The sequence below is a fragment of the Myceligenerans halotolerans genome, from assembly GCF_054782975.1.
In genome coordinates this window covers 531648-553907 of record NZ_BAAGRL010000006.1, presented here as the reverse complement: position 1 = coordinate 553907, position 22260 = coordinate 531648, and the positions used below count along the sequence as shown (strand labels likewise).

Below are 22260 nucleotides of genomic sequence, written 5' to 3'. Positions count from 1 at the left end.
TCAGGCGAGCGGAAGCTGCTTGCGTGACTCCTTGCGCGGCCGCTTGTCGTCCGCGCCTGCGGCCTTGAGGCCGGCACGCAGCTCGCGGGGCAGGGAGAACATGAGGTCCTCCGTCGCGGTCCGCACCTCCTGCACATCGTCGAACCCGCGCCCCTCCAGGAGCGTCAGGACGTCGCGCACCAGGATCTCCGGGACCGAGGCGCCCGAGGTCACACCGACCGTCGTCGCACCGTCCAGCCAGGCCTCGTCGATCTCCGACGAGCGGTCCACGCGGTAGGCCGACCGGGCGCCCGCCTGGAGCGCGACCTCGACGAGACGCACCGAGTTCGAGGAGTTCGCCGAGCCCACGACGATCACGACGTCGCACTCGGGCGCCAGCTTCTTCACCGCGACCTGACGGTTCTGCGTGGCGTAGCAGATGTCGTCGCTGGGCGGATCCTGCAGGGACGGGAACTTCTCCCGCAGCCGGCGGACCGTCTCCATCGTCTCGTCCACCGACAGCGTGGTCTGCGAGATCCACACGACCTTCGCGGGGTCACGCACGACGACCTGGTCGACCTCCTCGGGCGAGTTCACGACCTGCACGTGGTCGGGCGCCTCGCCCGCGGTCCCCTCGACCTCCTCGTGCCCCGTGTGGCCGATCAGCAGGATGTCGTAGTCGTCCTTCGCGAAGCGGACGGCTTCCTTGTGCACCTTCGTGACCAGGGGGCAGGTCGCGTCGATGGTGTCGAGGCTGCGTGCCGCCGCGGACTCGCGCACCGCCGGGGAGACGCCGTGCGCGGAGAACACCAGGCGGGCTCCTTCGGGCACCTCGTCGGTCTCGTTGACGAAGATCGCCCCGCGCTCGCTGAGGGTCTCCACCACGTACTTGTTGTGCACGATCTCCTTGCGCACGTACACCGGCGCCCCGTAGGTCTCCAGGGCCTTCTCGACGGCGACGACGGCACGATCGACGCCCGCGCAGTACCCCCGGGGGGCGGCGAGGAGGACGCGCTTGGTCAGGGTGGACGTTCCGGAAGTCACGTCCGCCAGTCTATGGGCCATCCGGCGACGTCCGGGCCGGGCATCCCTGTGACGTCGTCGACCCTTCTCAGGATGCGCACGGCCACGCCACGTCGCCGCCATCACCCGCCCGGCCGGCGCCTGTGGACAACCAGCGCGTGGAGACGCCGCATGTCAGCCACTCCGTGCAGGATGGTCCCGTGACCGATCAGACCGCCGCCCCGCTGCCGCTTCCCGAGAAGGCTCTCGACACGAGTGCGAGCCGCCCGTGGCCGGTCCGGGTGCTGTCGGACAAGATCAAGGGCTACATCGACCGGATGCCGCCGGTGTGGGTCGAGGGACAGGTCGTCCAGTTCAACCCGCGCCCCGGTTCGGGCGTGCAGTTCCTCACGCTGCGCGACGCCGATCGCGACGTCTCCCTGCCCGTCACGATCTTCTCCAGTGCGATGGCACGCCTGGCGAAGGCCCCGGCCGAGGGCGATCACGTCGTCGTGCACGCGAAGCCCACGTTCTGGACCAAGCGCGGCACCTTGCAGATGCAGGCCAACGACATCCGCGCTGTGGGCGTCGGGGAACTCCTGGCGCGCATCGAGGAGCTCAAGCGGGTCCTGGGGGCCGAGGGGCTGTTCGACCTCGACCGCAAGCGCCCGCTGCCGTTCCTGCCGGGCGTGATCGGGCTGGTGTGCGGGCGGGAGTCCAAGGCGGAGCATGACGTCGTCGTCAACGCCCGGGCGCGCTGGCCGCAGGTGCGGTTCGAGATCCGCGAGGTCGCGGTGCAGGGTGTGGGCGCGGTCCCCGAGGTGAGCCGGGCGATCCAGGAGCTCGACGAGCGGGACGACGTCGAGGTGATCGTCGTGGCGCGCGGCGGGGGCTCCGTCGAGGACCTGCTCCCCTTCTCCAACGAGGCACTCGTGCGGGCGGCCGCCGCCTGCCGTACCCCGCTGGTGAGCGCCATCGGCCATGAGACGGACTCGCCGCTGCTGGACCTGGTCGCCGACCTGCGCGCCTCCACTCCGACGGACGCGGCCAAGTGCATCGTCCCCGATGTCTCGGAGGAGCGGCAGCGCCTGACGCAGGCCCGGCAGCGCATCCGCGGCGCGATGGCGTCGCTGCTGAGCCGCGAGCAGCACGGACTCGACGGCGTCCGCTCGCGTCCCGTGCTCGCCGCGCCGCACACCATGCTGGAGTCCCGCGAGCGGGAGGTCTCCCAGGCGATCGGGCATGCGCGGCACACGCTGAACGCGCTGCTGCTGCGCGCGTCGGGCGAGATCGGCCGGCTCGAGGCACAGGTGCGCGCACTGTCACCGGCGTCGACCCTGGAACGCGGCTACGCCGTCGTGCAGCGTGCGGACGGTCACGTGGTCCGGACGCCCGGCGATGTCGCCATCGGCGACGACGTCCGCGTCCGCCTGGCCGACGGCGCGCTGGACGCGGAAGTCACGTCCGTCGGAGGCTGAGACGGTCACGCCTGGTCGGCCGACGCTGCCCGCCCGTGGTCATCGCGATGCCGCGTCGACACCCTGGGCGATCGGTAGAGTATCTGGCATGCGATCGGAAGACTAAAATCCCTGCGATCGGTAGAGTAGGGCACATGCCCGAGTACCGTCGTCGCATTCTCGACGCCACCCTTGACGAGCTCCAACCGCACCTGCGTGCCCTGTCGATCCATGGGCCCAAGGGCGTCGGCAAGACCGCGACCGCCGCCCAGCGCGCCAACTCGGTGATCGACCTGAGCCTGCCGCGCCAACGCGAGCTCGTCACAGCGGACCCGAGCATCCTGACCAGCCTGCCGGGCCCGGTCCTGGTCGACGAGTGGCAGCGACTGCCCGAGGTCTGGGATCACGTCCGCCACGCCGTCGACGCCGGGTCACCACCCGGGTATTTCATCATCGCAGGCAGCTCAGCACCACGCGGCGCCATCGTGCACTCCGGGGCCGGCCGGATCGTGCCCATGCGCATGCGACCCCTGAGTCTTGCCGAGCGCGCCATCGAGACACCCACCGTCAGCCTCGCCGAGCTCTTGCAGGGTTCAGACGGCGTTCAGGGATCAACGAAGATCCGCCTGGCCGACTACGTCGAGGAAATCACCGCGTCCGGGTTTCCGGCCATCCGCCCGATGCCCGCCCGGGTTCGCCGGACCGAGCTCGACGCCTACCTGACGAACGTCGCCCAGCGCGAGTTCCCCGAGCAGGGCTACCCCGTGCGCAAGCCAGAGGTGCTCCGCGGCTGGCTCGCTGCCTACGCCGCGGCAACTTCCAGTACGACCGCCTACTCCAAGATCCTGGACGCCGCCACGCCCGGCCTTGACAGCAAGCCTGCCAAGGAGACCACGATCGCCTACCGCGATGCTCTGTCCTCCCTCTGGCTTCTGGACCCCGTCCCGCCATGGATCCCGAGCCGCAACCACCTCGACCGCCTCGCCCAGTCCCCCAAGCACCAACTCGCCGACCCTGCCCTCGCCGCGCGGCTGCTCGGGCTCGACGCACCCGCGCTGCTCCGCGCCGAACAAGGCAGAACCCAGCTCACGGAAGGCACAATCCTCGGCGCCCTGTTCGAGCACCTGACCACCCTGAGCCTGCACACCTACGCCGAAGCCGCCGAAGCCCGCGTGCACCACCTGCGTACCCGCAACGGAGACCACGAGGTCGATCTCGTCGTCGTCCGCCCCGACGGCCGCGTCCTGGCCGTCGAGGTCAAACTGGCCGACCGGGTCGAGGACTCCGACGTGAAACACCTCACCTGGCTCGCCGACCGCATCGGCGACGACCTGCTCGACGCCGCGGTCATCTACGCCGGCGAGCACGCCTACCGGCGCCGCGACGGCATCGCTGCCATCCCCCTCGCGCTCCTCGGTCCCTGAATTCCCTCGCGCCAACTGGCCACCACTCCGCCAGTGATCCACCACTGCAGACGCGCCGCCGAGCGGCTGGTCGATATGCTGCTTGATGCCGCTCAGGCACCGTGGCCGGGTCTGAACGCACCGCCTGCCGCGCGGTGGAGCCTGTCGGCGAGCCGGTCGAAGGCCGCCGCGAGTTCGTCGCCCTCGATGACCTCGATGTCCACGCCGAGCTGTGTCAGCCACAGCGCGAGCTGATCCGGATCGTCCGACCCCAGCTCGACGCGGCACGCGGACTCGCCGACCACCTCGATCTCGAGCGGGGCAGGGATCCTCGCGGCGACGTGGGCGGCGGGAGCGTGCACGAGCAGCCGGGCGCGATACTTCCAGGCCGCCTTCGTAACCCGGCCGACGACGTAGTCGACGACCTTGTCCTCCGGGATCACGCGCGGCCGGAACCGCGCGCCCGTCGGCGCGCGCGGAACCACGCGGTCGACGCGGAAGACACGCCAGTCGTCGCGGTCGAGGTCCCACGCGAGCAGATACCAGCGCGCCCCCCAGCTCACCAGCCGCTGCGGCTCGGTGAGGCGCACCGATTCGGTACCCCCGTGCTTCGTGTACCCGAACCGGAGCCGCTCGTGGGCACGGATCGCGCCCGCCACCACGCCGAGCACCGAGAGATCGAGCACCGCCTCCGCACCGGGAACGATGCTCGTCGCCTCGCGCACCGCCTCGACGCGCCGGCGCAGCCGCGAGGGCAGCACCTGCTCCAGCTTCGCGAGCGCCGTCAGCGAGGTCTCCTCGACACCGAGCCTCCGGGTCGCAACCGTGCTCAGCCCGACCGCGACGGCGACCGCCTCGTCGTCGTCCAGCAACAGCGGAGGCATCGCCGTCCCGGCCGCCAACCGATACCCACCCGCGACACCAGGACGCGCATCCACGGGGTAGCCGAGCGACCGCAGCTTGCCGACGTCCGCGCGTACCGTCCGCGTACTCACGCCCAGCCGATCGGCGAGTTCGGAACTCGTCCAGTCGCGCTTGAGCTGGAGCAGCGACAGCAGTTCGAGCAGGCGGGCCGAGGTCTCCAACATGTTCTCGATCATTCCAGCTATTGCGGAAGCTAACCTGCCGCAATAGCTGGAATCGTGCTTGTCATGACCGAGAACACCGCACTCATCCCCTTCCGCATCGACATCCCGCAGGCCGACATCGACGACCTGCGCCAGCGGCTCGCCAACACCCGCTGGCCGCACCCCGTCCCCGGCCGGGACGACCGCACCGACTTCAGCCGCGGCACCCCGGTGGCGTACCTCAAGGAACTCGCGGATCACTGGCGCGACGGGTTCGACTGGCGCGCCCAGGAGGCGGCACTCAACAAGTACGAGCAGTTCACGACCGTGGTGGACGGGCAGACATTCCACGTCGTGCACGTGCGCTCGGCGAACCCGGAGGCCACCCCGCTCGTGCTGAACCACGGCTGGCCCGGATCCTTCGTCGAGTACCAGCACCTGATCCCGCTGCTCACCGACGACTTCCACATCGTGATCCCGTCGCTGCCGGGCTTCGGGTTCTCGACCCCGCTGTCCGGGACCGGCTGGGAACTGGCGCGGACGACGGACGCCTACGCCGAGATCATGACGCGGCTCGGGTACGAGCGGTTCGCGGCGCACGGCACCGACATCGGCGCGGGGACCACCGGACGTCTCGCATCGATCTATCCGGAGCGAGTCATCGGCACGCACATCGGCAGCGACGGGCAGACGCTCGGGCTGGTCGGCGAGAAGTTCCCCTACCCCGACGGCCTGTCCGACGACGAGATCGCCGAGATCGAAGCGGTCCGTGCCCGGGGCGCCGCCGATCGCGGGTACTACGAGATGCAGAACCACCGCCCCGACACGATCGGCGCGGCGCTCGTGGACTCGCCCGTCGGTCAGCTCGCGTGGGTCGCCGAGAAGTTCAAGACCTGGACCAGCAGCGCGTACCGGACGCCGGACGAGTCGGTCGACCGCGACCAGCTCCTCACGAACATCAGCCTGTACTGGTTCACCCGCAGCGGCGCGTCGAGCGCGCAGTTCTACTACGAGGCCGAGCACTCGGGACTCAACTGGCTCACGCCTTCCAGCGTGCCGACCGGGTGGGCGGTGTTCGACACCCACCCGCTGATGCGCCGCACGATGGATCCGGGGAACGCGATCGGCCACTGGAGCGAGTTCGCCGAGGGCGGGCACTTCCCCGCGATGGAGGAGCCTCAGCTGCTCGCGGATGACATCCGCGCGTTCTTCCGCGACCTTTCCTGACCGTTTCGCGGGCGGCGTCGCTCTCGGCCCCCGGCAGGTCGTGCTCTTCCCAGGGCCGGCCCGCCGGGCACGCCGAGGGCCGCGCCCGCCTCGGGGCCGGCCCGGGCCACGGTGGGGCCCTACGCCGCCACCGCGAGGCCCGCACGACGGCCGGCGTCGGCCATCCAGTGGGACTCGCGGAGCTCGACGAACTCCCGGATGCAGCCGGAGCACCCGACGAGGTGGTCCTCGAGACGACGACGGCGGCCGGGCAGCATCTGATGCTTGAGGTACTTCCGCATCGAGGCGCGCGTCTCCGGGCAGCCGATGGCCTGACCTGTGTTCCGCATGTCCCTCAGACGCGCGAAGGTCCCGGATGTCACAGCATTTCGGCAAACTCTTCAGAATGCCCCACGATCAGCTCCGACGCCACCGGAACAGAGCACCCCGGCGTGCGGGCTACCGCGCCCGCTCCACCCGCCGCTCGTCCCACACGGGCTCGGGCGTCTCGCGCACGACGCCGTCGGACCCGAACACGAGGTAGCGGTCGAAGGACCGGGCGAACCACCGGTCGTGCGTGACCGCGAGGACCGTGCCCTCGAACGCCTCCAGCCCTTCCTGGAGCGCCTCGGCAGACTCGAGGTCCAGGTTGTCGGTCGGCTCGTCGAGGAGCAGCGCCGTGCATCCGGCGAGCTCCAGGAGCAGGATCTGGAACCGGGCTTGCTGGCCGCCGGACAGCCGGTCGAAGGGCCGCTCCGCGGCGACGGTCAGCTCGTAGCGGCGCAGCCGGGACATGGCCTTGCCCCGGTCCTGCGCATGCTCGGTCCACAGGATGTCGAGCAGGGTGCGCCCGAACAGCTCCGGATGCGCGTGCGTCTGCGCGAAGTGCCCCGCCACCACGCGCGCACCGAGCTTCCAGGAGCCCTCGTGCGCCACCTCGCCGCCCGCGAGCAACCGCAGGAAGTGCGACTTACCCGATCCGTTGGAGCCGAGCACGGCGACGCGTTCCCCGAAGAACACCTCGAGGTCGAACGGCTTCATCAGCCCGGTGAGCTCGAGCCGGGCGCACGTCACCGCCCGCAGTCCCGTGCGCCCGCCGTGCAGGCGCATCCTGATGTCCTGCTCCCGCGGCGGCTCGGGAGGCGGGCCCACCTCCTCGAACTTCCGCAGGCGCGTCTGGGCCGCCCGGTACCGGGACGCCATGTCGGGGCTGTTCGCCGCCTGCTGCCGCAGGGTCAGCACCAGCTTCTTGAGCTGCGCGTGCTTCTCGTCCCAGCGCCGCCGCAGCTCCTCGAAGCGCGCGAACCGCTCGCGACGCGCGTCGTGGAACGTCTCGAACGACCCGCCGTGCACCCACGCGTCCGCCCCGGCGGGGCCCGGCTCCAGGGACACGATCCGGTCCGCGACCCGCGCGAGCAGCTCGCGGTCGTGCGACACGAACAGCACGGTCTTGCGCGTCTCGCGCAGCCGCTCCTCGAGCCAGCGTTTGCCGGGCACGTCGAGGTAGTTGTCCGGCTCGTCGAGCAGGAGCACCTCGTCCGTGCCGCGCAGCAGCGCCTCCAGCACGAGCCGCTTCTGCTCGCCGCCGGACAACGTGCGCACCTCGCGGAACTGCGCGCGCTCGTAAGGCACGCCGAGCGCCGCCGTCGTGCACTTGTCCCACAGCGTCTCTGCCTCGTAGCCGCCGGCCTCGCCCCAGTCCGCGAGCGCCTGCGCGTAGGCCATCTGCACGCGGGTCTGGTCGGTGCCGTCGTCCGCCGCCATCATGGCGTGCTCGGCGTCGTCGACGGCGCGGGCGGCGTCGCGGATGCGCGGCGCGGAGACCGAGGCGAGCAGGTCGCGTACGGTGCTCTCGTCCCGGACGGACCCGACGAACTGCCGCATCACGCCGAGGCCGCCGGTGACGGTGACGGTGCCGCCGTCCGGGCTCAGCTCGCCGGTGAGGAGCCGGAGCAGCGTGGTCTTGCCCGCGCCGTTGGGGCCGACCAGCGCGGTGGCGCTCCCCTCGCCCACCCGGAACGACACGTCGCCGAGCAGCGCCCTCCCGTCGGGAAGGTAGTACTCGAGATGTGCGGCTTCGAGGTGACCCATGGGCACATGGTCGCCGTTCGCGCCCGTGAGGCCAAGGGCAATTCGACGGTCCGACGGCGCGGCGGGCGTGCTGCGGGCACCTGCGACGGCTCCTGCCCTGTGGACAACGCCCCTCGGATGTCGGTGACGTGTTGTTGACTGTTCCCCGTGAACACCGACGCCAAGAACACCGACGCATCCGATGTCGCCAGCCTGTCGTACGAGCAGGCGCGTGACGAGCTCGTCCGCGTGGTCCAGCGCCTGGAGGCCGGCGGGGAGCCGCTGGAGGACTCGCTCGCGCTGTGGGAACGTGGCGAGGCCCTGGCCACGCGATGCCAGGAGTGGCTGGACGGCGCCCGTGAGCGTCTCGCGGCCGCTCAGGCGGCGTCGGGTGACGGCGCCGGCGCATCGACGAACGACAGTGAGGTCACCGAATGAGCAGCCACGTTCTCGCCGTGGGCGAGGCCCTGGTCGACGAGGTCCGCCGCCCGGACGGTTCCGCGGCCGAGCATCCGGGCGGCAGCATCGCCAACGTCGCCCTGACGCTGGGGCGTCTGGGCCGGGATGTCCGGCTCGCGACCTGGCTGGGTCGGGACGAGCGTGGTGACGCGGTGCGTACGTGGCTCGCGGAGTCGGACGTCGCGCTCGCCGAGGGCAGCGACGAGGCGGACCGCACGAGCGTGGCGATCGCGACGCTGGACGACGGCGGGTCGGCCAGCTACGAGTTCGACCTGACCTGGCGGGTGCCGGAGCGGGCGGCGGCCGGTGCGGACACCCTGGCGGTGCACACGGGTTCGATCGCGGCGGTGCTGGAGCCGGGCGGCGGTCAGGTGCGTGCGCTGGTCGAGGCCGCGCGGGCGACGTCGACCATCACGTACGACCCGAACGCGCGGCCGGTGATCATGGGTTCGGCCGATGCGGCGCGCGAGCGGATCGAGGCGCTGGTCGCGCTGGCCGATGTGGTGAAGGTCAGCGACGAGGATCTCGCGTGGCTGTACCCGGGTCAGGACCCGGTCGAGGCGGCCCGCGCGTGGCGGGCCACGGCGTCCGGCGACGCGGAGTCCGGCGACACCGCCAGGGCGGCGGGGCACGTGGGGCCCGCTCTCGTCGTGGTGACCAGGGGCGGCGAGGGGGCCGTTGCGCTCTCTGCGGCCGGCGAGGTCGAGGTGAAGGCGCCGTCCGCCCAGGTGGTGGACACGGTCGGGGCCGGGGACTCGTTCATGGGTGCCCTGATCGACGGCTTGTGGGGCCACGATCTGCTGGGTGCCGGGCGCCGGGATGCGTTGCGCGCCATCGGGCCGGACGTGGTGACCGCGATCCTGGAGCAGTGCGTGGCGGTCGCGGCGATCACGGTGTCGCGCGCGGGCGCCAACCCGCCACGACGGGCGGAGCTGGACGGATGAGCGACGAAGCAGCGAGTACGAGGGAGGAGTTGTCCGCATGACCGAGATCCGACGGCCGACCCCGGAGGCAGCCTGGAAGCGCCTGCGCACGGGCAACGACAGGTTCGTCGGCGGCGCTCCCGCGCATCCGTCGCAGGACGCCATCCGGCGGGCGGAGCTGACGGCGGCCCAGTATCCGCACACGGTGATCTTCGGCTGCTCGGACTCGCGGGTGGCCGCGGAGATCATCTTCGACCAGGGGCTGGGCGATGTGTTCGTGGTCCGGACCGCGGGGCACGTGCTCGACACGACGGTGATCGGCTCGATCGAGTACGGGGTGAACGTGCTGGGGGCGTCGCTCGTGGTCGTGCTGGGCCACGACTCGTGCGGTGCCGTGGCGGCGGCGGCGCACACCCTGGCCACCGGGGAGCAGCAGGGCGGTTTCGTGCGGGCCGTCGTGGACCGGGTGATCCCGTCGATCGTGAGCATCACGTCGGGCGCTCCGGGGACCGACATGGGCGCCCTGTCCGACCCGGACGTCCTGCGCCGGGAGCACGTGAAGCACACGGTGGGGATGTTGCACGGGTACTCGGCGGGGCTGGCCTCGGCGGTGGCGGAGGGCCGGTGCGCCGTCGTCGGCGTGGAGTACGACCTGTCCGACGGCGCCGCCCAGCTGATCCAGGTGCTCGGTGATGTCGGGGAGGAGCCGGGTTCGTGACCCGGCTCACCACGAGCCGGGCGTGCGGGTGCGGCACGATAGGAGCCATGAGTTCCGACACCGCCGTCCCCGCGCCGTCCGGCGCCGCCGTGGAGACCGAGTACCGCATCGAGCACGACACGATGGGGGAGGTCCGCGTCCCGAAGACCGCCCTGTATCGCGCCCAGACGCAGCGCGCCGTGGAGAACTTCCCGATCTCCGGCACGCCGCTGGAGCGGTCCCACATCGAGGCGCTCGCCCGGGTCAAGAAGGCCGCCGCCCAGGCCAACGCCGAGCTGGGCGTCCTCGACCAGGACGTGGCCGACGCGATCGTCGCCGCCGCGGACCGGGTGGCCTCTGGAGAGTTCGACGCCCACTTCCCGGTGGATGTGTACCAGACCGGGTCGGGCACGTCGTCGAACATGAACACGAACGAGGTGCTGGCCACCCTCGCCACGCAGGCGCTGGGCAATGACGTGCACCCGAACGACCATGTCAACGCGTCCCAGTCGTCGAACGACGTGTTCCCCACGTCGGTGCACGTGGCGGCGACGTCGGGCATCGTGAACGACCTGGTCCCCGCCCTGAGGCACCTTTCGGACGCGCTGGCCGCGAAGTCCGGGGAGTTCGCGGAGGTGGTCAAGTCCGGCCGCACGCACCTCATGGACGCCACGCCCGTGACGCTCGGCCAGGAGTTCGGCGGCTACGCGGCCGCGATCCGGTACGGCATCGAGCGCGTCGAGGCCGCACTCCCCCGGGCGGCCGAGGTCCCGCAGGGCGGCACTGCCGTCGGGACCGGCATCAACACGCCGGCCGGGTTCCCGCAGCGGGTCATCGAGCTGCTCGCACAGGACACGGGCCTGCCGATCACCGAGGCGCGCGACCACTTCGAGGCGCAGTCCGCGCGGGACGGGCTCGTGGAGCTGAGCGGCGCGCTGCGCACCATCGCCGTGTCGCTCACGAAGATCTGCAACGACCTGCGCTGGATGGGCTCGGGCCCGAACACCGGCCTCGGCGAGATCGCGCTGCCGGACCTGCAGCCGGGTTCGTCGATCATGCCGGGCAAGGTGAACCCGGTGATCCCGGAGGCCGTGCTCATGGTGGGCGCGCGCGTGATCGGCAACGACGCGACCGTGGCGTGGGCCGGGGCGTCGGGCACGTTCGAGCTCAACGTGCAGATCCCGGTCATCGCCCAGGGCGTGCTGGAGTCGATCCGCCTGCTCGCGAACGCGTCCCGCGTGCTCGCGGACAAGACGGTCTCGGGGATCACGGCGAACGTCGAGCGCGCCGCCGCGCTGGCCGGGTCGTCGCCGTCGATCGTCACGCCGCTGAACCGCGTGATCGGCTACGAGGCCGCCGCGAAGATCGCCAAGCACTCGGTGGCCCGGAAGATCACCGTCCGCGAGGCAGTCATCGACCTCGGCTTCGTCGAGCGCGGCGAGATCACCGAGGCGGAGCTCGACGAGGCCCTCGACGTCCTGAAGATGACCCGCCCGCCGCAGGCCTGACGACGCCGGGCGTCACCACGACAAGGGCCTTTGGTTAGCCTTACCTAAGGTGCTACGCTCCCTCACGTAGGACGCACACCGAAGAGGCGCACTACCGGACACGCGGGGCTGGGGGGCTTCCGTCCGGGAGTGCGCCTCTTCGCCGCGCTCACCTCACTGGGCCGAGCTCACCCACTCACACCTCGAGCTTCTCCAGCATGTCCGTCACCAGCGCCGCCACCGGCGACCGCTCGGAACGCGTCAGCGTCACGTGCGCGAACAGCGGGTGCCCCTTGAGCGCCTCGATCACCGCGGCGACGCCGTCGTGCCGGCCGACCCGCAGGTTGTCGCGCTGCGCGACGTCGTGCGTGAGCACCACGCGTGCGTTCTGGCCGATCCGCGACAGCACCGTGAGCAGGACGTTCCGCTCGAGGGACTGCGCCTCGTCGACGATGACGAAGGCGTCGTGCAAGGACCGCCCGCGCACGTGGGTGAGGGGCAGCACCTCGAGCATCTCGCGGCTGATCACCTCGTCCACGACATCCTTGGAGACGAGCGCCTCCAGGGTGTCGTAGACCGCCTGCCCCCACGGGTTCATCTTCTCGGCCTCCGTGCCGGGCAGGAAGCCGAGCTCCTGCCCGCCCACCGCGTAGACCGGCCGGAACACGACGACCTTGCGGTGCCGGCGCCGCTCGAGCACGGACTCCAGTCCCGCGCACAGCGCGAGCGCCGACTTCCCGGTCCCGGCACGCCCGCCGAGGGAGACGATCCCGATCTCCTCGTCGAGGAGGAGGTCGATGGCGATCCGCTGCTCGGCGGAGCGCCCGTGCACGCCGAACACCTCCTGGTCGCCGCGCACGAGCCGCAGCCGCTTGTCGGCGGTGACCCGCCCCAGCGCGGAGCCGCCGGGCGCGTGGACCACGGTGCCGGTGTGCACCACCAGTGGCCCGGCCGCCTCGACCGTGCTGGGGTCGAGGGCGGTCAGGTCGAGGCTCTCGGAATCCCACAGCTCGGACATCTGCTCGTCGCTGACGTCGAGCTCGCGCATCCCGGTCCAGCCGGACTCGACCGCGAGCTGCGCGCGGTACTCCTCGGCGGTGAGGCCCACCGCCGACGCCTTGACCCGCATCGGCAGGTCCTTGGACACGACGGTCACGTCCGCGCCCTCGGCGGCGAGGTTGGCGGCGACGGACAGGATGCGGGTGTCGTTGTCGCCGAGCCGGAAGCCGGCGGGCAGGACGGTCGGGTCGATGTGGTTGAGCTCGACGCGGAGCGTGCCGCCCGCGTCGCCCACGGGGACCGGGGCGTCGAGGCGCCCGTGCTCCATGCGCAGCCCGTCGAGCATGCGCAGCGCGCTGCGGGCGAAGTAGCCGAGCTCGGCGTGGTGACGCTTGGCCTCGAGCTCGGTGATGACGACGACGGGCAGGACGACGTCGTGCTCGGCGAACCGGAACATGGCACGCGGGTCGCTGAGGAGCACCGAGGTGTCGACGACGAACGTGCGGCGACCTTCCTCGGCCGGGGAGTCGTTCCCGGCCTCGTCGGTCTGGGAGTGAGCCGACCTGGGGCCTGCAGCCCCGCTGTGAAGATCTGAAAGCTCTGCCTTCGGGACAGCTGTGGTTCGGGTCATGGCATCTGCTCCCTCCGGCGCCGAAGCGCCTTCGCAGCCGCGTCGTCGTTCACGAAGCTGGTGGATGAGCGGTCGGCCCGCCCCTGGCGCACGACACCGCGGCACAGGGTCGGGATCGACCCTCTCCACGGAGCGATAACTCCATAGGTGGCCTCCCGAGGACGACTGGGTGCCGTCCTTGGTCGCGAACGTACGCCGCCGTGGAAGTTCTGACCAGCCCCTCACTCGGCCGCGTCGCGAGATGTCACACACTGTTCACATCTTGGTAACTTCTTGGCCTTAATGCCAAGAAGTAGTCAAGATTTGGGCTTTCGAGGGAGGTCGCAGACCCCCGGACGCGGTGATGGCGCCCGTCGGATCGATCCGACAAGATATCCGGATGGCTGCCTTCGTCGTCCTGCTCCGGGGAGTGAACCTCGGACCCAACCGCCGCGTCCCCGCGACCGACCTGCGCGGTGCCGCGCTCGACGCCGGCTTCGCCGACGTTCGCACCCTGCTCAACAGCGGGAACGTGGTCCTGACCACGGGCACATCGGACGCCGGGGGGCCCGACGACGTCGCCCGCCTCCTCTCGGACCGCCTGACCGAACGGGTGGGCACCGAGATCCCCGCCATCGCACTGACCGCCGACCGGCTCCGCGCGATCGCCTCCGCGAACCCGTTCCCCGCCGCCGCCCGCGAGGACCCGTCGCACCTGCAGGTGCACGTGCCGTTCGGGGAGGTCGACGAGGTGGGGATCGCCCGGCTCGATCTCCAGCACCCCGGGCGCGAGCACATCGGCGTGGCCGCGGGCGTCGTCTACGTGCACTACGTCGACGGGATCGGACACTCCAAGCTCACCACCGCCGCGCTCGACAAGGCGGCCGGCACCACGCTGACCGCCCGCAACTGGAACACGATCACACGACTCGGCGAGATGCTCCGGGATCTTTCGTGACGAGCGCCACGCTCCCCCGAGAGCGAACCGCCGGCAAGGCAAAGACCGGTTCCGGGTAGGGTTGTAGCGCTGGATCGCACCCCCGTGGACCGAAGGAGCCTGCGTGACCACTTCCGCCACTCTCGAGGCCCCAGGACCCGTCCAGAAGCTCCGCGGTTGGGTGAGCCGGGAGACGATCGGCGGGGCGCTCCTCATCGGCGCGGCGGTCATCGCCCTGCTGTGGGCCAACTCCCCGTGGTGGGAGTCCTACGAGGCATTCGCCGGGACCCCCGTCGGGCCCGCCGAGCTGTTCGGCCTCCCGGTCCACCTCGACCTCACCCTCGCCGACTGGGCGGCCGACGGCCTGCTCGCGGTCTTCTTCTTCGTGGTCGGCGTCGAACTCAAGCACGAGTTCGTCGCGGGCAGCCTGCGCAGTCCCCGGGAAGCCGGCGTCCCCATGGTCGCTGCCGTTGGCGGCATGGCGCTGCCGGCGCTGCTGTACGTGGGGATGATCTTCGCGCTCGGTGCGGGCGACCTGATCCACGGCTGGGCCATCCCGACGGCGACGGACATCGCGTTCGCCCTGGCGGTGCTCGCCGTCTTCGGCAAGGGCCTGCCCACCGCGATCCGCACGTTCCTGCTGACGCTCGCCGTCGTGGACGATCTCCTGGCGATCATCGTCATCGCGATCTTCTACACGGAGGACATCAACTGGTGGCCGCTGCTCGCCGCCCTGGCCTGCGTGGCCCTGTTCGGCTGGCACGTCCGGGCCAGGAAGCCGCAGTGGTGGGTCCTGGTGCCGCTGGCCGTGCTGGCCTGGGCCTTCATGCACGAGTCGGGCGTCCATGCCACCGTGGCCGGCGTGCTGTGCGGCTTCATGGTCCCCGCGGTGATGATGCACGGCGAGGCCGACACCCGGACGCACGCCTACGAGTACAAGGTGCGGCCGTGGTCGTCGGGATTCGCGCTACCGGTCTTCGCGTTCTTCGCGGCGGGTGTGTCGCTCATCGAGGGCGACGGCCCCGCCGCCATGCTGAGCCAGCCCGTCGTCCCGGCCATCGTGGTCGGACTCGTGCTCGGCAAGATCATCGGCGTGCTGGGGACCACCTGGCTCCTGATCCGCCTGACGCCGCTACGGCTCGCGGACGGCATCGGCGTGCGCGACCTGCTCCCCGTCGGGCTGCTGGCCGGAATCGGGTTCACAGTGTCGCTGCTGATCAGCGAGCTGTCGTTCGGTGACGCGGAGCATGCCGACGGCGCGAAGATCGCGATCCTCATCGGATCGGTCGTCGCGGCCCTGCTCGGCGCGCTCACGCTCCGCTGGGACGCCCGCCGCGCCCGGGCCGCCGACATGAACCTCGACGGCGTGGCCGACGAGGTGCACGACTTCATCGGCGACGAGAAGGACAGGCAGGAACACGGCTGATTCGCGCCGCACGACGCCGGGGCGGCCCGGCGTCGTGCGGCGGCCGCGCCGGCGCGGTGCCCACGGCAGGTGAATGCCGGGGCCAGGCACTCGACAGCAGGACGGCCGGGCACGCACGAGGTGGTACGGCAGCGGGCCGGAGCCCGCCGTCATACCACCTCGACCGCCCCGCCGTCGTACCACGCGACCGGGATCTACGCCGCGGTGATCACGCCTCCAGCAGCAGGGCCTCGCCCTGCCCGCCGCCCCCGCAGAGCGCAACCGCGGCACGTCCGCCGCCCCGGCGGGCCAGCTCGTGGGCCGCGTGCACCGCGATACGGGCGCCCGAGGCGCCCACCGGGTGACCCACCGAGATCCCGCCGCCGTGCTGGTTGACCTGGTCCATCGACAGGCCCAGGCGCCGCGCGGAGACGACGGTGACGACCGCGAACGCCTCGTTGATCTCGACCACGTCGAGGTCACCCACGGACCAGCCCTCGCGGTCGAGCGCCTGCTCGATCGCGCGCGCCGGCTGGGAATGCAGCGAGTTGTCCGGCCCCGCCACCTGCCCCCAGGACCGCAGGGTCGCCAGCACCGGGACACCGGCCGCCTCGGCCCGCGCCCGCGTGGTCAGCACCAGCGCCGCCGCGCCGTCGGAGATCTGCGAGGAGTTCCCGGCGGTCAGCGTCCCGTCCTTCGTGAAGGCCGGGCGCAGCTTCGCCAGGCCCTCGGCGGTCGTGTCGGGCCGGACGCCCTCGTCGGTCGTCACCTCGACGGGCTCGCCCCGCCGCTGCGGCACCGACACCGGCGCGATCTCGGCCTCGAAGACGCCGTCCTTCCACGCGGCCGCCGCCCGCTGGTGCGAGGCCGCCGCGACGGCGTCCTGCTCCTCCCGTGACACGGCCACGTCGCCGGTGTTGTGCTCCTCGGTGGACTCCCCCATCGAGACCCGGTCGAACGAGTCGGTCAGGGCGTCGTGGGCCACCGAGTCCTGCATCGTCACCGGCCCGTACGCGTAGCCGGCGCGCGAACCGGCCAGCAGGTGCGGAGCGTTCGTCATCGACTCCTGGCCGCCCGCGAGCACCACGCCCGCCTCGCCGGTGCGCAGCATCCGGGCCCCGTCGATGATGGCCGTCAGCCCGGACAGGCACACCTTGTTGATCGTCACGGACTGCACGTCCCACGGCACCCCGGCCGCCACGGCGACCTGCCGCGCCGGGTTCTGCCCGGCACCGGCCTGCACGACCTGGCCGAAGATCACCCGGTCCACGTCACCCGCCAGCGAGCCGGCGCCCGCGAGCGCCTTCCGCGCCGCGACGGCGCCGAGTTCCACCGCGCTGAGCGAGGCCAGCGCACCCTTCAGTCGTCCCTGCGGCGTCCTCGCCGCCGAGACGACGACCACGTCGTCACTGCTCATGATTTCTCCTTCGTCACGGCACCGCGCCGCCTCGTGAGCGGCCCGGTGCGCCGGGTCGGGGTGCTCAGGCCGTGGCGGTGACCACGTCGTCGGGCACGAGCACCTCGGGCTCGGTCGCGGCGCGCACGTCGTCCGCGCTCACTCCGGGTGCCAATTCCCTGAGTACCAGGCCGTCGGGTGTCACGTCCAGCACGGCGAGGTCCGTGATGATCCGGTCCACGACGCCCTTGCCGGTCAGGGGCAGGGTGCACTCGTTCACGACCTTCGCCGAACCGTTCTTGGCGACGTGCTCCATGAGCACCACGACGCGCCGGGCGCCGTGCACGAGGTCCATGCCGCCGCCCATCCCCTTGACCATCTTGCCGGGGATCATCCAGTTCGCGATGTCGCCCGAGGCCGAGACCTGCATGGCGCCGAGGATCGCGGCGTCGATCTTGCCGCCGCGGATCATCCCGAAGCTCGTGGCGGCGTCGAAGACGGACGCGCCGGGCAGGAGCGTCACGGTCTCCTTGCCCGCGTTGATCAGGTCGGGGTCGACGGCGTCCTCGGTCGGGTAGGGTCCGACGCCGAGCAGGCCGTTCTCGGACTGGAGCACCAGTTCCCGGCCGGCGGGCACGTAGTTCGGCACGAGCGTGGGCAGTCCGATGCCCAGGTTGACGTACATGCCGTCCTCGAGCTCGCGCGCTGCCCGCGCGGCCATCTGCTGTCGTGTCAGTGCCATGCGTCAGCCCTCCTGTCCGGTCGTGCCGGTCGCCGTGCCCGACGTCGGCGCCTCGGTGACGGTCCGGCGCTCGATCCGCTTCTCGATGTCACTGCCCACCTCGACCACGCGGTGCACGAACACCCCGGGCAGATGGATCTGGTCCGGGTCGAGCTCGCCGGGCTCGACGAGCTCCTCCACCTGCGCGATGCACACCCGCCCGGCCATCGCGGCCTGCGGGGAGAAGTTGCGCGCGGACTTGTTGAACACGAGATTGCCGTGCCGGTCGCCGCGCAGGGCGTGCACGAGCGCGAAGTCGGTGGCGATGGCCTCCTCCAGCACGTACTCGGCGGGCCCGTCGGGTCCGGCGAAGGTGCGGACCTCCTTGGCGGGGCCGGCCTCGGCGACACCGCCGGCGCCGTCGTACCTCGTCGGGAGGCCGCCCTCGGCGATCTGTGTCCCGACGCCGGTCCGCGTGAAGAAGGCGGCGATCCCCGAGCCCCCGGCCCGCAGCTTCTCCGCGAGCGTGCCCTGCGGGGTGAGCTCCACCTCCAGCTCGCCCGAGAGGAACTGCCGCTCGAACTCCTTGTTCTCCCCCACGTACGAGGACGTCATCTTCCGGATGCGCTTCGCACCCAGCAGGAGCCCGAGCCCCCAGTCGTCCACGCCGCAGTTGTTCGACACCACCGACAGGTCGGTGGTGCCCTGCGCGAGGAGCGCGGTGATCAGTGCCATCGGGTTGCCGCACAGCCCGAACCCGCCGACCGCGAGCGTCGCTCCGTCGGGGATGTCGGCCACGGCCTCGGTCGCTGTGGCGACCTGTTTGTCCAGTCCGGTCATCGTCTTCTCCTTGTCCTCCCGGCGGGTCTCCCCGGGGTAGTCATCCTGCACACAGGATCGCCGCCGTGAGAAGGTCCTGCCCGACGACGGTGCCGGGGTCCGGCGCCGCCTCGTGACCTTTCACCGGGCGTCTCACGGGTGCCTCACTTCGCGGACCACCCTCCGTCGAGGGTCCAGGACGCGCCCGAGACCATCGCGCCGCCGGGACCCGTGAGCCAGCCGACCAGCGAGGCGACCTCGGCCGGTTCGACGAGCCGCTTGACCGCCTGTTCCTTGAGCAGCACCCGCTCGAGCACCTCGTCCTCGCCGATTCCGTGCGCCGCCGCCTGGTCGGCGATCTGCTGCTCCACCAGCGGCGTGCGCACGTAGCCGGGGTTGACGCAGACGCTGGTCACGCCCTTCGGGCCGCCCTCCAGCGCCGTCACCTTGCTCAGCCCTTCGAGGCCGTGCTTGGCCGACACGTACGCGCTCTTGTAGGGCGAGGCCACCAGGCCGTGGACGGACGACACGTTCACCACCCGGCCCCAGCCGCCGTCGTACATGTGGGGCAGGGCGGCGCGGATCAGCAGGAACGGCGCGACGAGCATGATCGAGTGGATCGTCCGGAACACGTCCGGGTCGAACTCCTCGATCGGGCGCACGTGCTGGATGCCGGCGTTGTTGACCAGGACGTCGACGTCGAGCGTCAGGTGGTCGAGCCCCGGCGTGTCCGCGAGGTCCACCACCCACGCGTCGCCGCCGATCTCGTCGGCGACGGTCTTCGCGCCGTCGGCCGACACGTCGGCGACCGTGACGTGGGCGCCGCGCGCCGCGAGCTCGCGGGCCACGGCCCTGCCGATGCCCGACGCACCCCCGGTGACGAGGGCCTTGCGGCCCGTCAGGGTGGGGCCCGGGGTCTCCGGCTGGGTCACGCGGGGACCTCCTTCCGCCCGGCGGCGTCGGCGGCGTCGAGCTCGTGCAGGGAGGCGCCCTTGGTCTCCCGCATGGACAACACTGCCACGGCCGTGATCAGACCTGCCACCAGCAGGTACACGGCGGTGGGCCACCAGTGCCCCGTGTTCTTCAGCCAGGTGGTGGCGAGGATCGGCGCGAGGGAGCCCGCGAAGATCGACGTCACCTGGTAGGAGATGGACACGCCCGAGTACCGGGTCCGGGTCGGGAACATCTCGGCCATGATCGCGGGCTGGCCGGCGTACATCATGGCGTGGAAGACGAGGCCCACGATGATCGCGGTGAGGATGAGCGTCGTGTCCCGGGTGTCCAGGAGCGGGAAGGCCCAGAAGCCCCACGTGCCGCCGAGGATTGCCCCCGCCAGGTAGACGGGCTTGCGGCCGAGGCCGTCCATGACGCGGCCGACGGCGAGGATCACCACGAAGTGGCTGACGTGCGCGATCGCGATGAGGCTCAGCACCTGCGTGGTGTCCATGCCGAGGCCCTCGTTGAGGTAGACGATCGAGAAGGCGACCACCAGGTAGTACATGATGTTCTCGGCGAACCGCAGGCCCATGCCGGTGATCACGCCGCGCGGGTACCGGCGCAGCACCTCGACGACGCCGTAGCCCGCGTGCTTCTCCTCCGACTGCTCGGCCCGCGCGGCCTCGAAGATCGGCGCCTCCGAGACGGTCTTGCGGATCCAGTAGCCCACGACCACCACCAGGGCGGACAGCCAGAACGCGACGCGCCAGCCCCAGGAGAGGAACGCCTCCTCGGTCAGGACGGCCGACATCACGGTGAGCACCAGCGTGGCCAGCAGGTTGCCGACCGGGACGGCGGCCTGCGGCCACGCGGTCCAGGTGGCGCGGCGGTCGTTCGGCGCGTGCTCGCCGACCAGCAGCACGGCACCGCCCCACTCGCCGCCGAGCGCCAGGCCCTGCACGAAGCGCAGGAGCACCAGCAGGATCGGCGCGGCGATGCCGACCTGGCCGTAGGTGGGCAGGCAGCCCATGAGCACCGTCGCGGCGCCGATCAGCATGATCGTGAGCTGGAGCGTGTACTTGCGGCCGAGCCTGTCGCCGATGTGGCCGAACACGATCCCGCCGAGCGGCCGGGCGGCGAAGCCCACGGCGTAGGTGGCGAACGCGGCGATGATGCCGTCGTACACGTTGTCCATCTGCGGCAGCAGGACCTTGGCGAACACCAGCGCCGAGGCCGTGGAGTAGAGAAAGAAGTCGTACCACTCGACGACCGTGCCGGCCATGGAGGCGGCGACGACCCTGCGCAGCAGTGACGCCTCGGGAGCGGGGTCGGGTGCGGGGGCACCCTGGATCTGGCTCGTGGCCATGTTTCCTCCGGTTGTCTTCGTCGACACCGCGCCGGCTCCGTCACCGGCGCGGGGAACAGTCGTGCGTCCGTCGTGGGTGCCACCGCTTCGCCGCTCTGCGACGCGCTGGTGGCCGGCGGCACCCACGACGGATTTCCTGCGACGCGGACTTTGCCGCGCCATGACGTCGTCGGGAGTCTCGCAGCGGGGACGATGTGCGCGCAACGCGCATGTCAGCACATCTGGTGAACACAAATGCACACCGACGGGTAGGCTGGCCGGCGTGCCGCCGTCGAACACGTCCCCGACCGGGCCGGGCACCGCCCGGCAGCCCTCACCCGAGCATCTGCTCGTCCTCCTGGAGGTCGCCCGCTCCGGCCGGTACACGAGCGCCGCGCAGGCGCTGGGACTCACCCACACGACGGTCGCCAGGAACATCGCGGCCCTGAACCGCTCACTGGGCGGGCGGGTCCTGGTGCGCGGCGCCGACGGGTGGGAGCTGACAGCGCTCGGCGAACGCGCGGCGCGGGCCGCCGAAGGTGTGGCCGAGGCGATGACGACGCTGGCCGACGGCGAGTCCGCGGCGGACCGGGTGACCGGCGTCGTGCGGATGACGACGACGGACGGGTTCGCCGCGTACCTCGCCTCCCCCGCCGTGGCCCGGCTGCGGGACGAGCACCCGGACCTGTCGGTCGAGATCGTGACCGTCACGCGGCGCGCGGCGCAGCACCGGTCGGGCGTGGACGTCGAGGTGGTGGTCGGCACGCCCCAGGTGAACCGGGGTCGCGCGGTCCGGCTGGCCGAGTACGAGCTCGGGCTCTACGGGGCGCGCGACTACCTCGCGCGGCACGGCACGCCGTCGTCGGCCGCCGAGGCGTCCGGGCACCATCTCGTCTACTTCGTGGACTCGATGCTCCAGGTCGACGACCTGGACGTGCCGCGCCGCCTGCTGCCCGGCATCCAGGACGCGTTGACCTCGACGAACGTCTTCGTGCACGTGGAGGCCACCCGAGCGGGCGCGGGCCTGGGATTCCTGCCGTGCTTCATGGCGGACCGCCACCCGGACCTGGTGCGCCTCCTGCCGCACGAGGTGCGCGACCGGCTGCCCTACTTCGCCGTGGTCCACCCCGAGTCCTGGCGCCGGCCGGCGGTGGCGGCGGTCCTGGATGGGCTGCGGGCGGAGGCCGTCCGGCAGCGGGAGGCCCTCCTGGGGCACGCGCACGCCGGCCCGGCCAGAGATCTCCCGGTCTTCTCCAGTGGCGATCCCGGCTGGGCGGGACGCGCCGACGACGAGCTGGGTGAGACCGGATTCGGAACGCGGTAGCCACCAGCGCACCCCGGC

Annotated in this window: 20 protein-coding genes; 10 read left to right on the top strand and 10 right to left on the bottom strand. The window is 71.6% G+C overall.

Annotation, left to right across the window (positions count from 1 at the left end):
- Window positions 1-1044 (bottom strand): 4-hydroxy-3-methylbut-2-enyl diphosphate reductase, encoded by a 1044-nt coding sequence (locus tag ACYVK5_RS05695; RefSeq protein ID WP_460702665.1) that lies wholly within the window; start codon window positions 1042-1044, stop codon window positions 1-3.
- A 158-nt stretch (window positions 1045-1202) separates the two neighbouring features.
- Between ACYVK5_RS05695 and xseA the strand changes: the two genes are divergently transcribed.
- Together xseA and ACYVK5_RS05685 are read left to right on the top strand one after the other, a co-directional pair.
- Window positions 1203-2459: an exodeoxyribonuclease VII large subunit gene (gene xseA / locus ACYVK5_RS05690; protein ID WP_460702663.1), complete on the top strand. Its 1257-nt coding sequence runs from the start codon at window positions 1203-1205 to the stop codon at window positions 2457-2459.
- Between the two features lie 134 nt (window positions 2460-2593).
- Window positions 2594-3862, top strand: a complete 1269-nt coding sequence (locus ACYVK5_RS05685) for an ATP-binding protein (RefSeq protein ID WP_460702661.1) — start codon at window positions 2594-2596, stop codon at window positions 3860-3862.
- Window positions 3863-3954: 92 nt separating this feature from the next.
- On the opposite strand, the gene ACYVK5_RS05680 is transcribed toward ACYVK5_RS05685, so the two are convergent.
- Window positions 3955-4929, bottom strand: a complete 975-nt coding sequence (locus ACYVK5_RS05680; protein WP_460702659.1) for a helix-turn-helix transcriptional regulator — start codon at window positions 4927-4929, stop codon at window positions 3955-3957.
- Between the two features lie 63 nt (window positions 4930-4992).
- On the opposite strand from ACYVK5_RS05680, the gene ACYVK5_RS05675 reads away from it, so the two are divergent.
- The gene (locus ACYVK5_RS05675; protein WP_460702657.1) at window positions 4993-6135 is read left to right on the top strand and encodes an epoxide hydrolase family protein; all 1143 of its coding nucleotides are present in this window, start codon (window positions 4993-4995) and stop codon (window positions 6133-6135) included.
- A gap of 119 nt (window positions 6136-6254) precedes the next feature.
- Here ACYVK5_RS05675 and ACYVK5_RS05670 read toward each other — a convergent pair whose 3' ends face one another.
- On the bottom strand, window positions 6255-6464 hold the full coding sequence (locus ACYVK5_RS05670) for a hypothetical protein (RefSeq protein WP_460702655.1): 210 nt from the start codon (window positions 6462-6464) through the stop codon (window positions 6255-6257).
- A 109-nt stretch (window positions 6465-6573) separates the two neighbouring features.
- Complete coding sequence (locus tag ACYVK5_RS05665) at window positions 6574-8205, bottom strand: ABC-F family ATP-binding cassette domain-containing protein (RefSeq protein ID WP_460702653.1); 1632 nt, start codon at window positions 8203-8205, stop codon at window positions 6574-6576.
- Between the two features lie 147 nt (window positions 8206-8352).
- On the opposite strand from ACYVK5_RS05665, the gene ACYVK5_RS05660 reads away from it, so the two are divergent.
- From ACYVK5_RS05660 to ACYVK5_RS05645, 4 genes are read left to right on the top strand one after another with little or no spacing between them, the layout of a single operon-like run.
- Window positions 8353-8622 carry an exodeoxyribonuclease VII small subunit gene (locus tag ACYVK5_RS05660; RefSeq protein ID WP_460702651.1) on the top strand — a complete coding sequence of 90 codons (270 nt, stop codon included), beginning with the start codon at window positions 8353-8355 and terminating at the stop codon, window positions 8620-8622.
- Window positions 8619-9587 carry a carbohydrate kinase family protein gene (locus ACYVK5_RS05655; RefSeq protein ID WP_460702649.1) on the top strand — a complete coding sequence of 323 codons (969 nt, stop codon included), beginning with the start codon at window positions 8619-8621 and terminating at the stop codon, window positions 9585-9587. Before ACYVK5_RS05660 ends, ACYVK5_RS05655 begins: the two co-directional genes overlap by 4 nt.
- 37 nt (window positions 9588-9624) lie before the next feature.
- Window positions 9625-10284 carry a carbonic anhydrase gene (locus ACYVK5_RS05650; RefSeq protein ID WP_460702647.1) on the top strand — a complete coding sequence of 220 codons (660 nt, stop codon included), beginning with the start codon at window positions 9625-9627 and terminating at the stop codon, window positions 10282-10284.
- 47 nt (window positions 10285-10331) lie between these two features.
- Window positions 10332-11771, top strand: a complete 1440-nt coding sequence (locus ACYVK5_RS05645; protein WP_460702645.1) for a class II fumarate hydratase — start codon at window positions 10332-10334, stop codon at window positions 11769-11771.
- A 175-nt stretch (window positions 11772-11946) separates the two neighbouring features.
- Here the strand turns inward: ACYVK5_RS05645 and ACYVK5_RS05640 are convergent, their stop codons facing one another.
- On the bottom strand, window positions 11947-13380 hold the full coding sequence (locus ACYVK5_RS05640; protein WP_460702643.1) for a PhoH family protein: 1434 nt from the start codon (window positions 13378-13380) through the stop codon (window positions 11947-11949).
- 379 nt (window positions 13381-13759) lie between these two features.
- Between ACYVK5_RS05640 and ACYVK5_RS05635 the strand changes: the two genes are divergently transcribed.
- Window positions 13760-14317 carry a DUF1697 domain-containing protein gene (locus ACYVK5_RS05635; RefSeq protein WP_460702641.1) on the top strand — a complete coding sequence of 186 codons (558 nt, stop codon included), beginning with the start codon at window positions 13760-13762 and terminating at the stop codon, window positions 14315-14317.
- A gap of 103 nt (window positions 14318-14420) precedes the next feature.
- Entirely contained in the window at window positions 14421-15722 is a 1302-nt protein-coding gene (nhaA, locus tag ACYVK5_RS05630) for a Na+/H+ antiporter NhaA (protein WP_460702639.1), read from the top strand.
- A gap of 208 nt (window positions 15723-15930) precedes the next feature.
- Here nhaA and ACYVK5_RS05625 read toward each other — a convergent pair whose 3' ends face one another.
- The 5 genes from ACYVK5_RS05625 to ACYVK5_RS05605 form a co-directional block, all read right to left on the bottom strand.
- The gene (locus ACYVK5_RS05625) at window positions 15931-17118 is read right to left on the bottom strand and encodes an acetyl-CoA C-acetyltransferase (protein ID WP_460702637.1); all 1188 of its coding nucleotides are present in this window, start codon (window positions 17116-17118) and stop codon (window positions 15931-15933) included.
- A 64-nt stretch (window positions 17119-17182) separates the two neighbouring features.
- Window positions 17183-17839 carry a 3-oxoacid CoA-transferase subunit B gene (locus tag ACYVK5_RS05620; protein ID WP_460702635.1) on the bottom strand — a complete coding sequence of 219 codons (657 nt, stop codon included), beginning with the start codon at window positions 17837-17839 and terminating at the stop codon, window positions 17183-17185.
- 3 nt (window positions 17840-17842) lie between these two features.
- Window positions 17843-18658: a CoA transferase subunit A gene (locus ACYVK5_RS05615; RefSeq protein ID WP_460702633.1), complete on the bottom strand. Its 816-nt coding sequence runs from the start codon at window positions 18656-18658 to the stop codon at window positions 17843-17845.
- A gap of 143 nt (window positions 18659-18801) precedes the next feature.
- On the bottom strand, window positions 18802-19569 hold the full coding sequence (locus tag ACYVK5_RS05610) for a 3-hydroxybutyrate dehydrogenase (protein ID WP_460702631.1): 768 nt from the start codon (window positions 19567-19569) through the stop codon (window positions 18802-18804).
- Window positions 19566-20939 carry an MFS transporter gene (locus ACYVK5_RS05605; RefSeq protein WP_460702989.1) on the bottom strand — a complete coding sequence of 458 codons (1374 nt, stop codon included), beginning with the start codon at window positions 20937-20939 and terminating at the stop codon, window positions 19566-19568. The genes ACYVK5_RS05610 and ACYVK5_RS05605 overlap by 4 nt, the downstream gene beginning before the upstream one ends.
- A 262-nt stretch (window positions 20940-21201) precedes the next feature.
- Between ACYVK5_RS05605 and ACYVK5_RS05600 the strand changes: the two genes are divergently transcribed.
- Complete coding sequence (locus ACYVK5_RS05600) at window positions 21202-22242, top strand: LysR family transcriptional regulator (RefSeq protein WP_460702629.1); 1041 nt, start codon at window positions 21202-21204, stop codon at window positions 22240-22242.
- Window positions 22243-22260: the final 18 nt, after the last annotated feature.

Excerpts from the sequence above, each read along its gene's own strand:
- ACYVK5_RS05615 (WP_460702633.1), bottom strand. The coding sequence starts at position 18,658 with ATGACCGGACTGGACAAACAGGTCGCCACAGCGACCGAGGCCGTGGCC.
- ACYVK5_RS05675 (WP_460702657.1), top strand. The coding sequence starts at position 4,993 with ATGACCGAGAACACCGCACTCATCCCCTTCCGCATCGACATCCCGCAG.
- ACYVK5_RS05685 (WP_460702661.1), top strand. The coding sequence starts at position 2,594 with ATGCCCGAGTACCGTCGTCGCATTCTCGACGCCACCCTTGACGAGCTC.
- ACYVK5_RS05670 (WP_460702655.1), bottom strand. The coding sequence starts at position 6,464 with ATGCGGAACACAGGTCAGGCCATCGGCTGCCCGGAGACGCGCGCCTCG.
- ACYVK5_RS05645 (WP_460702645.1), top strand. The coding sequence starts at position 10,332 with ATGAGTTCCGACACCGCCGTCCCCGCGCCGTCCGGCGCCGCCGTGGAG.
- ACYVK5_RS05620 (WP_460702635.1), bottom strand. The coding sequence starts at position 17,839 with ATGGCACTGACACGACAGCAGATGGCCGCGCGGGCAGCGCGCGAGCTC.
- ACYVK5_RS05665 (WP_460702653.1), bottom strand. The coding sequence starts at position 8,205 with ATGGGTCACCTCGAAGCCGCACATCTCGAGTACTACCTTCCCGACGGG.
- ACYVK5_RS05635 (WP_460702641.1), top strand. The coding sequence starts at position 13,760 with ATGGCTGCCTTCGTCGTCCTGCTCCGGGGAGTGAACCTCGGACCCAAC.
- ACYVK5_RS05605 (WP_460702989.1), bottom strand. The coding sequence starts at position 20,939 with ATGGCCACGAGCCAGATCCAGGGTGCCCCCGCACCCGACCCCGCTCCC.
- ACYVK5_RS05655 (WP_460702649.1), top strand. The coding sequence starts at position 8,619 with ATGAGCAGCCACGTTCTCGCCGTGGGCGAGGCCCTGGTCGACGAGGTC.
- ACYVK5_RS05640 (WP_460702643.1), bottom strand. The coding sequence starts at position 13,380 with ATGACCCGAACCACAGCTGTCCCGAAGGCAGAGCTTTCAGATCTTCAC.
- ACYVK5_RS05695 (WP_460702665.1), bottom strand. The coding sequence starts at position 1,044 with ATGGCCCATAGACTGGCGGACGTGACTTCCGGAACGTCCACCCTGACC.
- ACYVK5_RS05650 (WP_460702647.1), top strand. The coding sequence starts at position 9,625 with ATGACCGAGATCCGACGGCCGACCCCGGAGGCAGCCTGGAAGCGCCTG.
- ACYVK5_RS05680 (WP_460702659.1), bottom strand. The coding sequence starts at position 4,929 with ATGTTGGAGACCTCGGCCCGCCTGCTCGAACTGCTGTCGCTGCTCCAG.
- ACYVK5_RS05625 (WP_460702637.1), bottom strand. The coding sequence starts at position 17,118 with ATGAGCAGTGACGACGTGGTCGTCGTCTCGGCGGCGAGGACGCCGCAG.